We start from the raw sequence: 14,423 nt of genomic DNA on the forward strand, positions 1-14,423 counted from the left end.
TTAGCGAGTGCTCGTATTTCTTGTCAATTCAGCGGCTTTTGCTCACCTTGTATGGCAAAATGAAGCGAGCAATCATGGCAAAGTTTTTTGCAAGCCATTGATTTTATTCATGTACACCGCTCAACTTTATTGACAAACGATAGCCGGCCAGGCGTGCGTCACGCGTGCGTGTCGACCCAGAGGCGGCCCCAGCGGGACGCGTAGGCAAGCGCGTGTTCTTCCTCGAAGAAGAAATCGATCGCGTCGAACGACACGGAGCGCGGCGACGGGCCGCTGCTTGCCTTCGCGATCGTCAGGTTGGCGGCGAACAGCCCGTTCGGCAACCGGGCGGCAGCGGGGGCGACTTCGTAGCCCTTGTAGCGGATCGTACGGTTCATGGCGTGCGCGGAGAGAGTTCGGATGTTCAGCGTACGAAAACCCGCCGGCCGCGTGAACCAATCTTTCGGCCAATGCAAATCACGCGGCGGGCCGAATCGTTATCGGCGGTGGGGCACGGGGAAAGGGCAACCGGGGAGCAGCGTCGACGTGCACGGCGCGCGGCCGTGCGTCCGAATGCGCACCGCCCGCGCCGGCGAACGGGATCGTCCGGGCGCGGGCGGTGGAAGGCGGGGAAATTACTGGTTGGCGATCTTCAGCACAGGCGCGAGCGCATCGACCGATGCCGCATGCGAGGCCGCGCGATGCGACGCGAACGCGAGCGCGAACTCGGCCGCTTGCGTGCCGACCGTCTCGAGCTGGGCGACGACCTTCGGGTCCGAGCAGCTGTCGGCGCTGTCGAAGCGCGTTTCGAGCGTGTTCACGGTCGCGCCGAACGGCGTCGGCCAGCCGCGCAGTGCATGCACGATCGAACGCAGCGACGTCAGCACGGTGCCCGCCGCCTGCCAGCCGTACGCGGTGACGATCAGGCCGACCGCGCGTCCGTCGAGATAGGGCCGATCGTCCGCACGCAGTTCCTCGAGCGTATCGAGCGCGTTCTTCACGAGGCCGGAGACGCCGCCGTGATAGCCGGGCGTCGCGATGATGATCGCGTCGGCCTGGCGCACGGCGTCGATCAGTTCGCGCTGCGCGTCGGTCAGCGTTTTGTGTTCGGGGGCGTAGTGCGGCAGCGTATGCAGGAACGGGCCGTCGAACAGGCGCGTGCGTGCGCCGGCTGCCTGCGCGCCGCGCAACGCGAACGACAGCGCGCGTTCGGTCGACGACGCTGCCCGGGTGGTACCGCCAATGCCGACGACGAACGGGCGGCGGTGTTGATCGAATGCAGTCAAGGGGCGCTCCTTGGGGATGGCTTGCCCGGCTAAGCACAGGCTTAAAAACCAGATGGTAACGACCCCGCCGCCACTCTGAAAACGACTTTTCGTTCTATCGATATGCCGGGAGGCACGGGCAATCGTGTGCGCGGCCGCACGGATCGATAGCAGAAATGCTTGGTTGGGCTGGCCGGCCGCGGTCGATAAGATTGGCCCGTCTCCTCCATGATGTCTCTACTGACATGGGTTGGCCCCGCCGCGCGGATGCAGGCGGGGCTTTTTTTCGTCCCGGTCAGGAAAAGGGGCGCGATGCGCCGGGCCGTGGCCCGTTATTCGAACACCGGCCGGAAGAAGCTGCGCTCGTAGCTGACGATGCAGCGCGTTTCCTCGGCGTAGCGGAACGCGGCCTGGCAGGCCGGATCGTCCATCGAGCGTTCGCGGTAGCGCTCGTATTCGGCGAGGCTCGGGAACGAGAACATCGCGAGCGCGATGTTGTTTGCCCCTTCGGACGGCAGGAAGTAGCCGTGATGCGTGCCGCCGAACTGCTCGACGAGCGGAATCCACATCTTGCCGTAGGTTTCGAACTGGTCGAGCTTGTACGGATCGACGACGTAGCGAAGGAAGCAGGTGATCATGGGCGCGCCCGGAGCGAAGAGAATCCGGCGAGTGTGGATGGCGCTGCAGCATGTGTCAACGGCGCGCGCCGGCGATCGACGCCGTCGCGCTCGATGCGTTGCTTGCGTGCGCAACGATATGTGTACCGTCATGCGTTCGCAATGACGCACGCGACGCCGCGGCGTGCACCGTCGCAACCGTTTCTCCCGCACGCACGTCCCCAAACTTTTACGACATTTTTTCTTGCGGGGGCCATCGGCGCGCTCATAGACTTCGGGCATCCCAACCACGGAGCAAGGCAATGTCGATACCCTGGAACGCGATCGCCGAACACACGCCTGCCGCGCCGCCTTCCGCGTGCGCCGACCGGGTGATCGTGCGGCGTTTCGATCCGGCCTTCGACAGCTATGCGCAACTCACGCCGATGCTGCATCGCGCGTTCGCGCGGCTCGGCGCGATGGGGCTCAACTGTACGTGTGTCGACCAGGACGAGGCCGTCACGCGGCGTCGCGCGGAAGCGGGCGAGTGCTACGTCGCCGTGTGCGGCGGGCGCGTGATCGGCACGGCCACGCTGTATGCGACCGATCCGTCGTCGGCCTGCCCGCTGTACCGGCGCGAAGGCGTCGCGAGCGTGCGGCAGGTGGCGGTGGACCCGGATTGCCAGAGCCGCGGGATCGGCGCGTTGCTGCTGTCGTTCGCCGAGCGGTGGGCCGCGTTGCGCGGCTACACGCTGCTCGCGCTCGATACGCCGCATCCTGCTTCGCACCTGCTCGCGTTCTACGGCTCGCAGGGTTTCGACGTCGTCGACGTGATGCGCTTCGACGGCAAGCGCTACGACAGCGCGATCCTCTGCAAGCGGCCCGTCGCGCATGTCGCGCGCCGGGTGGTGCCGGCGTCGCCGGCGTCGCGAATGGCCGCGCGCATGGCGGCCGTGCGGCGTGTTGCTCATGCGTTGCCGTCGCGCGTGGCCGCGCTGGTCCGGCGCGATCGGTACGTGCGGCGTGGCCCAGGCTGGGCGGCGCGACGCGCGGCCGGTGCCGCGAGTAGCCGCTCGTCGCCGTGGCGCCCGCGTCAGCACGGGCGCTACACCTTCGGCTGAACGCCGTGCTCCGGTTCCTGCTCCTGTTTTGCCGCGTAAACGCCGAATGAGCGGAGTGTGGCGCTCCCGCTCGTGTACGGCCCTCGAGACACCCCCGCCGCGCTGCGGCGAAGCGGACGTTTACGCGCTTTTTATGCCCTGACGCGCACCTTCATGAGATGGCCGCGCCGATCCGCACGTCGGTGGCCGGATCGGACAGGTTCTTCACCTGCGCGACGAGATCGCGTTCGGCGGCGGGCCGCACCTGCATCAACCCGCGTGCGCCGGCGCACACTGGCTGCGCGGCGATCGAAGCCCGACTCGGCCGCACCGCATCACTCGTCGCGGCCGCTCGACTCGCCGCCGCCTTTCGCGAGGCGCCACGCGATCGTGCCGAGCACGCCGACCGCGACGACCAGCGCGCCCCACAGCACGTAGCGGCGCGGTGCGTCCGTGTCGGCGGCCGGCGCCGGCGTGCCCGCCGATACCGGCAACGCCGCGCCGACGCGCGCGGGCCGCACTTCGGGGGCCATGCCGACCAGCAGCGCGTCACGGCCGACGGCCGACGATACGAGCGACGCATCGCCGACGCCGAGCGTAAACGGCGGTGCGCCGCGCGCCACGAAAGTCAGCGCGGCCGGATGCCAGCCGATCACGACGGCCGGCTGGCCGCTGCCGAATCCGCCGTTGCGCATGTCGACGACGATCCGCCACGTGCGATCCGTATTCGCCGCGAACTCGAGCGGCGGATTGCGCTGCTCGCCGGCCTTGCCCTGCAGCCGGAACAGCACGGCGCCCGCGACGTCGCGCCACGGCGCCTGCGCGTCCGCGCGGCTCTGCAGCGTCGCGCGCGCGACGGTATTCGGTTGCGGCAGGTCGATGCGCACGCGGTCGACCGGATACGCGCCGTCGGTGTCGAACAGGTACTCGCCGGGCGTGCCGCCGGCCCGCACGCGCACGGCGTCGCGCCATTGGCGCGGCACGGACGCGGTGTCGGTTCCGCGCGCATCGCGCGCATGCGTCTCGACGTCGATCGACGCGATCGCGGGCGCGCCGTCGAGCCAGTCGAGCCGCAGGTAGCGCGGTGCCGCGCCTTCGAGTGCGATGCGTTCCTGCACGAGCATGTCGTCGCCGTGGCCGACTTTCAGCAACTGCGTGCTGCCGAGCGAGCGCCAGCTACGCAGGTCGTCGCTGGCTTCGACGGCGACACGCCCCTGGTAGCTGTCGTCGCCCACGTGTACGAGCAGCGCGTCGATGTCGCCGTCCGCATGCGACAGGTCGACGAGATCCGCGCCGTGCTTTGCGCGCGCCGGTGCGGCGACGCCCGCGCGCAGCGCGCCGTCCGGGCCGACCGTCACGCCGAGCGGCGCGCTGCCGTTGTCGGCGCGGGCGGGCGGCAGCGGGAACCAGTGCACCGGCGTGCGCACCGGCGGTACGGCGGGCGCGGCGGCCGCGGGCGCGTCGAGCGAATACGGCACCGGCTCGCCCGCGCCGTTGAAGATGCGCACGTCGCCGAGATCGTCGCGCCGGCTCGCCGCATAAACAGGCTGCGGCACGGTGAGCTGGTAATACGCGGCGGTGCCGTCGAGGTCGAGCGAGAAGCGCTGCGCGGGCGGGCCGTCGGCCGCCGCGAACGACGCGAGCAGGCTCAGCCCGAGCAGCGCGGCGAGTCGTTTCATTGCAGGCCGTCCTGTTGCGCGGCGGCTTTCGGCGGCAGCGGCGAGAAATAGCCGATCAACAGCAGCAGCACGCCGATGCCGATGAACGACACGATCCGCTCGATGCCGGTCACGTGCGACAGGTCGAACAGGAACAGCTTGACGACCGTGAGCGCGAGCAATGCGGCGCCGACGAACCACAGCGGTCGCAGCCCGCGGCGCGTGGCCCAGATCGTGATCGCGAGCGCACAGAGCGTCCAGTACACGGACACGGAAGCCTGCACGAGCGTCGATTCCGCCATCGCGCCGAGTTCGTACGGCACGCCGGCCCAATGATGCAGCGTGCGCAGCAGGATCGCGTTCAGCCACAGGAACGCGGTCGCCCCGGCCGCGCTCAGCAGCTCGACGCGATGGTTGCCGAACGACCAGCCGAGCTTGCGTGCGCGCACGAACCACGACGCGGCAAGCGCATAGACGACCGCGAGCACGAGGTCGAGCGGGTTGAAGAGCGGCACGCGCGCCCAGCTTCCGCCGTCCTGCGTGAAGTTCGCGTAGAAGGTCCACACCCACATCACGACGATGAGCGGCAGCGACGCGAGCGCGCACACGCGGGCGATGCCGTCGCGGTGCGTCAGCCACATCCCGGCGAACGCGAACAGGCTCCAGCCGACCATGAACACCTGCTGGATGCCGAACGACGACAGCACGGTGTCGATGTCGTAGGTCATGTGGAAGCGGTGATGCAGCGTGCGCAGCATCAGCGCGTTGAACCACAGGAACACCGTGGCGATCGCGGCGTAGTCGACGATGCGCGGATGCCATGCGATGCCGAGCGTGCGCAGGCGGCGCAGCCACACGGTGAACGCGACGAACACCAGGCACTGCGCGATGTCGAGCGGGTTGAGCAGCGGGAGCCAGAAGAGCGGCGCCGCGTTGCCGTCGCTGATCACGCTGGCGATGCTCCACAGCCACAGCAGCGCGGCGAGCGGTGCCGCACCCCACACCTGGTAAGCACGCGGGAACGCCGCGACGGGCCAGCGCAGGCGCGAGCCGGGGCCCGACACCAGCAGGAGCAGTACACCGAAGCCGTAGGCCCACGCGCTCCAGCTCCATGCGCCTTCAGGCACGAACGCGCGCAGGCGCCAGAAACCTTCGAGCGACAGCAGCCCGCACAGGGTCCAGAACGTCAGCGTATGCAGCGGCGCGATGATGCCTGCGGCGACGGCTTGCGCGAGGCCGGGCGCGGTGCCGGGCGTCGTGCCATTTGCGGGATCGGCGCTTGCCGTGCCGCGCGCCTGGCGCCACAGCAGTGCGAGGCCGGCGCCGACGGCGACAGGCCACGCGAACGCGCCCATCCCCGACAGCGGCGCTTCATGCGCATCGAACGCACGCAGCGCGAGCAGTGCCAGCACGGGCGTCAGCGCGAGCGCGGGCCATTCGGCGAGCGGCCACGCCAGCCGGCGGCGCGCGACATGCGCGAGCCATGCGGTGCCGGCCGCGAACAGCGCGGTCGAATCGACGACGAAGCGGTCGGCATGCAGGTCGACGTGACGGCTCGCGTAGACGAGGATCTCGTGCAGCCCGCCGCTGACCCACCACAGCAGTCCCCACGCGGCTGCCGCGGCGCCGATCTCGGGCATCCACGCATGCCACGCGCGCGCTTCCGCGCGCCCGTGCAGCCACCAGCCGGTGAACAGGCCGGCGAGCGCGATCAGCAGCATCGCGATGTATGGGCTGTTGAGCACGGGCAGCGCGGTGGCATCGGCCGGCCCGAGCAGGCTCGTGAAGAACGCGCCGGCCGCGGCGAGCTGCATCAGCAGCCCGAAGCCGAACCGCAGCATGCGCTTCTCGCGCACGCCGAGCCAGACGACGGCCGCGCCTTCGATCGCCCACGCGGCGCTGGTCGTCGGGCCGGAGAATGCGAGCGGCACGGCCAGCGTCGCGAAGATCACCGCGAGCGCGAGCGTGGATTCGAACAGCAGCGCGAGGCGGTCGCGGCGCCGCGCGAGCCATGCGGTGACGACGACGTAGAACGCCGACAGCGCGACGGCGCTCCACGCGAGCCCGAACGGCATGTCCTTCACGAGCGACGCCTGCAGTGCGGTCGCGACGATCGGCGTGCCGAACACGAGCGTGCCGTCGACGTAGTGCCGCAGCGCGAGCTCGCGCTTCACCGCATACAGCAATGCGATGCCGACATACATCAGGAAGAACAGGATCAGGAACGGCTCGGTGCTCGCGAACAGCGCGGGGCGATAGGCCGTCACGCCCCACGCGGAGCCGATCGTGAACGTGAACGCGAAGCCGAGCAGGTTGAGCGGACGCCAGGCCTTGAACCACGCGATCGCGAAGATGCCCGCGTTCAGCAGTGCGTAGTAGCTGAACAGCGCGACGTGGTTGCCGTGCCCGGTCGACAGCAGCACCGGTGCGAGAAAGCCGCCCGCGGTGCCCATGAACGCGAGCGGCAGCGCGTTCTGCCGCACCGCGAGGAACGCGCTCAGCGCGCATACCGCGACCATCAGCGGAAACGCGGCGCCGACGGGCAGCAGCGCGTAAAGCTTGGTCGCGGCGAAGATCGTCAGGTACAGGATGCCGACGCCGCCGCCCTGCAGCACGAGCCCGTACGCCGCGCGGCGCGCACGCACGCGCCAGCCGATCGCGAGCAGCGCGGCCGCGGCGAGCGCGGTGCCCGCGAGGCGGAATTCGATCGGCAGCATGTTGTTGTCGGCCGCGTACTTGAGCAGGAACGCGACCCCGAAGAACAGCACGACGATCCCGACGCGCACGACCGTGTTGCCGCCGAGCAGCCAGTCGCGCGCGGCGCGGAATGCACGCTCGACGATGTCGGGTTCGCGCGGTTTGGGCGGCGTGAGGGGAACCGACGGTGCGGGGGCCGGAGCGGCAGGCGTTTCACTCGCGTGGAGCGCGGCCGGTACCGGTACCGGCGCGGCGGTGCGAACCGGCGCCGGGGCTGGCGCAGGAGCCGGTGCCGATAGCGACGCCGGTGCGTCCGCGCGCGCGGCGGCGGGCTGGGCAGGCGGGCGCGGCGGCAGCGTGGCCGAAGGCGGGACGGGGGCGGATGAGATCGCGGACGGGGCCGCGGACACCGATGCGGTGCCGGCGGGCGTGTGCGCCGTCGCCGCGGTCGAGATCGAGCCGGCCTTCGCGCCGGCCAACTGGCCGCGCAGCGACGCGACTTCACGTGTCAGCGTCTCGACGGTGGCTTCGAGCCGCGCGACGCGATCGGCGAGCGGAACCGGCGGCTGGGCGGGCGGCGCCTGCATCGCGGACGTGTCGGGTGCCGCGCCTTTGCCCTTGCGCTTGCGCTGTTGCAGCGTGTGATCGAGACAGAACCCGATCGCTGCGCCGAGCACGGCGCCGTTGACGGCGGAGAAATCCCCGATCAATGCGGCAATCCCGCCCACGACGAAGCCGATTGCGGTAAAAGCCCAGTTCATCTCGCCTTGCTCCCTCTCTCGTATCGTTATCGGCCTGCGATCGGACGTATGCCGGTCGAGGCGTGTCGGCATGGCCGGCAGGCGAACCGCCATGCACGGCTGAAGGCGGCCGCGCATGGCGGCCTGCGTCGCAATCAGCCTGTTGGCGGGGAATGTATCACAGCGGCTGTCGGGGATTTTCCGGGTTGGCACGGTATCGCGGCGTGCACCTTCCGGTGTCGTCGTGCGGCTTTTTGCACGGTCATGCTTTTTATCGGTGAATGCCGCGCGTGCATTTGTCAGGCTATATGGCCGCGGGATCGGACGTGGAATTGTCGTAAAGCGACGCGCGCCCGATGCGAATTCGCGCAAAAAACGACGCGATATGCGCGACGCTGCTGCGCACAAGTCCGGCGCGCGATGCCCGTCGTTGCTGGCTGTGCGCGTATTGCGCCGCCGCAATCGCGTGCCGCCGCGCGCCGCGGCCCGCCCGGCGGGGCTGGAGGCCGTGTCGTATTTGCGCAAGCGTTTGTCGTAATTCGTCGGCAGGTCGGGGTTTTTTCTGGCAACTATGTAGGCACGCTATGACACACGTGAGTCCCCGCTACACGAGGAGAAGGTTTCGATGGATGCCCCCAAGGTCGTGGTCGAAGGTCTGTGCAAGGTGTTTGGAAGTAACCCGCAGCAGGCGCTCGACATGCTTGCCGCCGGCGCGACGAAGGACGACGTGCTCAAGCGCACCGGCCAGGTCGTCGGCGTGCACAACGTCTCCTTCGATGTGCAGGAAGGCGAAATTTTTGTGCTGATGGGCCTGTCCGGCTCCGGCAAATCCACGCTGATCCGCCTCGTGAACCGGCTGGTCGATCCGAGCGCCGGCAAGGTGATGATCGACGGGCTCGACGTCGCATCGGCGCGCCGCTCGGCGCTGACCGCGCTGCGCCGCAAGGACATGAGCATGGTGTTCCAGTCGTTCGCGCTGATGCCGCATCGCTCCGTGGTGTCGAACGCCGCGTTCGGCCTGGAAGTCGCGGGCGTCGGCAAGAAGGAACGCGAACGCCGCGCGATGGAAGTGCTCGAGCAGGTCGGCCTTGCGCCGTTCTCGCACAAGCTGCCGTCCGAGCTGTCGGGCGGCATGCAGCAGCGCGTGGGCCTTGCCCGTGCGCTGGCCGTGAACCCGTCGCTGATGATCATGGACGAGGCGTTCTCCGCGCTCGATCCACTCAAGCGCCGCGAAATGCAGGATGTGCTGCTGCAACTGCAGAAGGAACAGCGCCGCACGATCATGTTCGTGTCGCACGATCTGGAAGAGGCGCTGCGCATCGGCAACCGCATCGCGATCATGGAAGGCGGCCGGCTCGTGCAGGTCGGCACGCCGCAGGACATCATCGCGAACCCGGCCGACGATTACGTGCGCGCGTTCTTCGACGGCATCGACACCAGCCGCTACCTCACGGCCGGCGACCTGATGCAGACGGGCGCCGTGCCGATCGTGTCGAAGTGCGATGCCGCGAACGTCGCGGCCACGCTGAACGGCAGTGCCGACTATGCGTTCGTGCTCGACGCGCAACGCAAGATCCGCGGCTTCGTCACGCGCGATGCGATCGGTCAGGAGACGCCGTCCGTGAGCCCGATCGAAAGCATCCGGCGCGATGCGTCGCTCGAACATGTCGTCGCGCGCGTGGTCGCGAGCCCGAATGCACTGCCTGTCGTCGACGACGACGGCTGCTACTGCGGCTCGGTCGATCGCGCGCTCATCCTGAAGGCCATCACGCGTTCGCGAGGCTCCCATGTCTGAAATGATTCCGCTCGGTACCTGGGTCGACCAGTCCGTTCACTACCTGCTCGACCATGACGCGAAGACGTTCGACGCGATCGGTCAAGCGATCGAGGGGCTCGCGGCCTTCGTCGAGCATGGCCTGCAGGCGATCCCGATGTGGCTGATGATGGCGATCTTCATCGGCGTCGGGCTGTGGCGGGTGGGCTGGCGCTTCGCGCTGTTCACCACCGCGTCGCTGCTGCTGATCTTCGCGACGGGCTTCTGGGACCAGACCGTCATCACGCTCGGCCTCACGCTGTCGTCGACGATCATCAGCCTCGTGCTCGGCATCCCGCTCGGCATCTGGGCCGCGAAGAGCAAGTGGGTCGCCGCGACCGTGCGCCCGATCCTCGACCTGATGCAGACGATGCCCGCGTTCGTCTACCTGATTCCGGCCGCGATGCTGTTCGGTCTCGGCCGCGTGCCGGGGATCCTGTCGACGGTGATCTTCGCGATGCCGCCGGCGGTGCGCCTGACGAGCCTCGGCATCCGCCACGTGAACCGCGAGATCGTCGAAGCCGGCCAGGCCTTCGGCTGCACGCCGTGGCAGCTGCTGTACAAGGTGCAGTTCCCGAATGCGCTGCCGTCGATCATGCAGGGCGTGAACCAGACGATCATGATGGCGCTGTCGATGGTGATCATCGCGTCGATGGTCGGCGCGGGCGGCCTCGGCAACGACGTGCTCGCCAGTATCCAGCGCCTCGACATCGGCCTCGGTTTCGAAAGCGGCCTGTCGGTCGTGCTGCTCGCGATCATTCTCGACCGCATCACCGAAAGCTTCGGCCGCGCGCCGGGCACCGTGAAGGCGCCGCTGTTCTCGGGCCTCAAGCAGCTGTTTCGCGTGAAGGCCTCACCCGCACAGGCCTGACCTCCGGCGGCCGGAAGCCCCGGCCGCTTACCTTGACGATAGAAAACGACTTCCGCGGCTTCGGCCGCGGGGTTGGCCCCCTGCAACCTTGTCGCCAGGAGACCGATGTGACGTCCGCCGTCGCTGTTGCGCCCGCCGCCTGCGTTTCACCGGTTTCGTCCCTCGCCCATTTCGGCTTCCTGACGCTGCCGAACTTCTCGATGATCGCGTTCTCGAGCGCTGTCGAAGTGCTTCGGATGGCGAACTACGTCGGGCGGGCCGATCATTACCAGTGGTCGATCTACTCGCTCGACGGCAGCCCGGTGCATGCCAGCAACGGCATCGCGGTACGGCCGACGCAGGCGCTCGACTACACGAAGCTGCCCGACGTGATGATCGTGTGCGGCGGCATCCGCATCCGCGACGTGGTCGACGAAGAGGCGCGCGATACGCTCGCGGCGCTTGCCGAACGCGGGCTGCCGCTCGGCGGCATCTGCACAGGCGCGTATGCGCTGATGTCGAGCGGGCTGCTCGACGGCTATCGCTGCACCGTGCACTGGGAGAACCTGTCGTCGCTGCATGCCGAGTTCCCGCAGGTCGGGTTCGCCGACGAACTGTTCGTCGTCGACCGCGACCGGTTGACCTGCACCGGCGGCACCGCGCCGCTCGACCTGATGCTGAACCTCGTCGGCATGCGGTTCGGCCAGCAGCTGGCCGCGCAGGTATCCGAGCAGTTCATCCTGGAGCGCATCCGCAGCTCGACCGATACGCAGCCGATTCCGGTCGATGCGCGCGTCGGCTTCTCGCGCGCGGAGCTGATCGAGGTCGTGCGGCTGATGGAGGCGAACATCGAGGAGCCGCTGTCGCTCGAGGAGCTCGCGCGGCTCGTGCGGCTGTCGCAGCGGCACCTGCAGCGGATGTTCAAGGTGTATTTGAACGTATCGCCGACCCACTATTACCTGACGCTGCGCCTGAAACGCGCGCGCGACCTGCTGCGCACGACCGATGCGTCGATCGCACGCGTGACGACGGTCTGCGGTTTCCATTCGCCGTGCCATTTCAGCAAGGCCTACCGCGCGCAGTTCGGCCATGCGCCGAGCTACGAGCGCAGGCTGCCGGGGCGCTGACTGTCGAGAATCATCCAGTCCGCGACGTCGCCGGGATCGCGGCGCGCGGCTTCAATAAACGATCCCGCATTCAAGCAAACGACATCACTTTGAGGAGAAGCAAGATGAAGCGCCTATTGATCGCAGCGGTGTGCGGGATCGGGGTAACCGCGCCGATGTCGGCCGTTTATGCGGCCGATCCGCCCGTGTGCAAGAACGTGCGCTTCGCGGATGTCGGCTGGTCCGACATCGCGGCGACCACGGGCCTCGCCACGACGATGCTGCAGGGGCTCGGCTACAACCCGACGAAGACGATCGCGTCGGTGCCGATCACGTTCGCGGGGATCAAGAGCAAGCAGATCGACGTGTTCCTCGGCTACTGGTCGCCGACGATGGACCCGATCATCCAGCCGTTCACGAAGGCCGGCACGATCAAGGTGCTCTCCACGCCCAACCTGACCGGCGCGAAATACACGCTCGCGGTGCCCGACTACGTCTATCAGGGCGGCCTGAAGTCGTTCGCGGACATCCAGAAATATGCGGACAAGCTGAACGGCAAGATCTACGGGATCGAGCCGGGCAACGACGGCAACCTGCTGATCAAGAAGATGATCGACGGCAACCAGTTCGGCCTCGGCAAGTTCAAGATGGTCGAGTCGAGCGAGGCCGGGATGCTGGTCGAGGTGAATCGCGCGATTCGCGACAAGCAGTGGATCGTGTTCCTCGGCTGGGAGCCGCATCCGATGAACGTGCAGATGAAGATCGACTACCTGAGCGGCGGCGACGACGTGTTCGGCCCGAACTACGGCGAAGCGAAGGTGCTGACGGCGACGCCGCCCGACTACGCGCAGCGCTGCCCGAACGTCGCGAAGTTCGTGTCGAACCTGCAGTTCACGACGACGATCGAGAACCACGTGATGGTGCCGATCATGAACAAGGTAGAGCCGAACAAGGCGGCCGCCGAGTGGCTGAAGGCGAACCCGCAGGCGCTCGACAAGTGGCTCGCGGGCGTGACGACGCTCGACGGCAAGCCGGGCCTGCCGGCGGTGAAGGCGTATCTCGGCGTGCATTGAGCGACGCGGCCGGGCGTTCGCCTGGCCCGCAAGCGGCTTGACGGATCGGCGCCCCCCGTCCCGGGAAGATTCCGGGAGCCGGGGGGCGTCGGCATGCCTGTCCGGCGTGAGCAGGCATCAGGCCACGACTTGCATGAGCCACGCGTTGATGCGTCGAATCACGTCGCTCCAGTCGCCTTCGCGGGTTTGCCGCACGGCGGTCGCATGCGCGATCCAGGGGCTCGCGGTACCCTCGACGCCCCAGCGCCAGTCGCCACAGACGTGGGTCGGTACGCAAGTCCGCATACCCATCATGGCCGCCAGGTTGGCGACACCCGAATCGACCGCGACCACGGCATCCAGTTGGGCCATGCATGCAGCCGTGTCGCCGAAATCCCGAATCCCGGGCTGGTAGTGACCAACATTGCCGGCCGGCGTGCCCGCCAGTGCCGCGGCAGCGGGGTGATGCAGACTCACGAAATGCATGCTTTCCGCGATGGCCGGGTGTGCCACGATCGCGTCGATCGCATCGAGCGGCAGGCTGCGGCGGCTGGCCCAGCACCTGACGATGGCGCCTTTTTCGGGCCAATGTCGTTGGACGCAATCCCAGAACAGTCCGATCAGCTTCCTGCCCGGATATTGCTCGCGCACTTGCGCGGCCCATTCGGCAGCGAGCCGCTGCTTGTGCGGCGGCGTCTTGATGTACGGCGCGAACCATCGTTCCGGCAGGCGTGTCCGCCGGGCTTTCAGCATCGGCAAATGAAGCAGCGTGGCATGCAGGTCCGGCGCGAAACTGTCGACGCGTGCTTGCAGTTCATGGGGCAACGGCGCATGAAACTGCACCGGATTGGGGGCGGCGACGACCTCGCACCGCGGCAGTGATGCCTGCATGAGCGAGTGGCTCTGCGGATGGCAGGTGAGCATGACGTGCGCGCCTTCGTCCAGCCAGTCGGCCACGCAGGCCGAGAGGAGAAAGTTGTCGCCGAAGCCGTGTTCATGCGTGATCAGGACACGCCTGCCGCGCACATCCGATTCGCCGTCCCATGTCGGGAGGCCGACCGGGCGGTAATTGGCGGACAGGCGCGGAACGTCGTCACGCATTCGCCAATAGGCGAAGCCGCGCGGATCGCCCGCCTTGAGCATCGCTTCTCCCATCGCGAATCCGATCGATGCGCTCATCTCGGCAGGACCGGATGCCGCCATCCGGAAGGCTTCGTCGAGCAACGCGATGGCCTGCGCGAGATCGCCGGCCATCATCAGGCTCATGCCCAGTCGCAAGCGGTGGAGTTCGGGCCGGCTGTGCCGCGACGGATCGCGTTTCCAGACTTCGGCGGCTTCGACATAGCGGCCCAGCAGGTAGAGCGCATCGGCACGCCGTGTCATGGAGACGGCGTCGTGCGGGTCGAGCGCCAGCGCCAGGTCGGCCCAGGGGAGCATTTCCTCCTCTCGCCGGAGGGCAGTCAGCAGTTCGCAGATCCGATGCAGGATCGCGGGATCACGTGAATCGCCTGCGTATTGCGTCTGGGCGGCACGCAGTTGCTGTTCGAGGTCGACCATGAATGCGGTT

At 68.0% G+C, this 14,423-nt stretch carries 11 protein-coding genes and 1 pseudogene; 5 read left to right on the plus strand and 7 right to left on the minus strand.

From position 1 onward, the window contains the following. Positions 1–158 precede the first annotated feature (158 nt). The 3 genes from PQB87_RS20265 to PQB87_RS20275 form a co-directional block, all read right to left on the minus strand. Positions 159–377, minus strand: coding sequence for a hypothetical protein (locus PQB87_RS20265; protein ID WP_021157097.1), 219 nt, complete (start codon positions 375–377; stop codon positions 159–161). A 237-nt stretch (positions 378–614) separates the two neighbouring features. After that, a complete protein-coding gene (locus PQB87_RS20270; protein WP_027790596.1) occupies positions 615–1,265 on the minus strand; it encodes an NADPH-dependent FMN reductase in 651 nt (216 codons plus the stop codon). A gap of 311 nt (positions 1,266–1,576) precedes the next feature. Next, entirely contained in the window at positions 1,577–1,882 is a 306-nt protein-coding gene (locus tag PQB87_RS20275; RefSeq protein WP_059622447.1) for an NIPSNAP family protein, read from the minus strand. Positions 1,883–2,163: 281 nt separating this feature from the next. On the opposite strand from PQB87_RS20275, the gene PQB87_RS20280 reads away from it, so the two are divergent. Beyond that, positions 2,164–2,961 (plus strand): GNAT family N-acetyltransferase, encoded by a 798-nt coding sequence (locus tag PQB87_RS20280; protein WP_489243582.1) that lies wholly within the window; start codon positions 2,164–2,166, stop codon positions 2,959–2,961. A 151-nt stretch (positions 2,962–3,112) separates the two neighbouring features. Here the strand turns inward: PQB87_RS20280 and PQB87_RS20285 are convergent, their stop codons facing one another. From PQB87_RS20285 to PQB87_RS20295, 3 genes are read right to left on the minus strand one after another with little or no spacing between them, the layout of a single operon-like run. After that, positions 3,113–3,271: a lysozyme family protein gene (locus PQB87_RS20285; protein ID WP_489243584.1), complete on the minus strand. Its 159-nt coding sequence runs from the start codon at positions 3,269–3,271 to the stop codon at positions 3,113–3,115. Between the two features lie 4 nt (positions 3,272–3,275). Then, positions 3,276–4,619 carry a DUF3999 domain-containing protein gene (locus PQB87_RS20290; RefSeq protein ID WP_489243586.1) on the minus strand — a complete coding sequence of 448 codons (1,344 nt, stop codon included), beginning with the start codon at positions 4,617–4,619 and terminating at the stop codon, positions 3,276–3,278. Then, positions 4,616–8,056 (minus strand): DUF2339 domain-containing protein, encoded by a 3,441-nt coding sequence (locus tag PQB87_RS20295; RefSeq protein ID WP_489243588.1) that lies wholly within the window; start codon positions 8,054–8,056, stop codon positions 4,616–4,618. The genes PQB87_RS20290 and PQB87_RS20295 overlap by 4 nt, the downstream gene beginning before the upstream one ends. A gap of 48 nt (positions 8,057–8,104) precedes the next feature. On the opposite strand from PQB87_RS20295, the pseudogene PQB87_RS20300 reads away from it, so the two are divergent. The 4 genes and pseudogenes from PQB87_RS20300 to PQB87_RS20315 all read left to right on the plus strand — a co-directional run bounded on the left by PQB87_RS20300 (position 8,105) and on the right by PQB87_RS20315 (position 12,877). After that, positions 8,105–9,830 (plus strand): annotated as a pseudogene (locus tag PQB87_RS20300) (quaternary amine ABC transporter ATP-binding protein). After that, complete coding sequence (gene choW / locus PQB87_RS20305; protein ID WP_059682277.1) at positions 9,823–10,719, plus strand: choline ABC transporter permease subunit; 897 nt, start codon at positions 9,823–9,825, stop codon at positions 10,717–10,719. Before PQB87_RS20300 ends, choW begins: the two are co-directional and overlap by 8 nt. Before the next feature lie 107 nt (positions 10,720–10,826). Then, entirely contained in the window at positions 10,827–11,825 is a 999-nt protein-coding gene (locus tag PQB87_RS20310; protein ID WP_027790601.1) for a GlxA family transcriptional regulator, read from the plus strand. A 104-nt stretch (positions 11,826–11,929) separates the two neighbouring features. After that, positions 11,930–12,877 carry a choline ABC transporter substrate-binding protein gene (locus PQB87_RS20315; RefSeq protein WP_027790602.1) on the plus strand — a complete coding sequence of 316 codons (948 nt, stop codon included), beginning with the start codon at positions 11,930–11,932 and terminating at the stop codon, positions 12,875–12,877. Positions 12,878–12,994: 117 nt separating this feature from the next. Here the strand turns inward: PQB87_RS20315 and PQB87_RS20320 are convergent, their stop codons facing one another. Continuing rightward, positions 12,995–14,413, minus strand: coding sequence for a tetratricopeptide repeat protein (locus PQB87_RS20320; protein WP_489243590.1), 1,419 nt, complete (start codon positions 14,411–14,413; stop codon positions 12,995–12,997). Positions 14,414–14,423: the final 10 nt, after the last annotated feature.

The sequence above is a fragment of the Burkholderia sp. KL41 genome, from assembly GCF_057005415.2.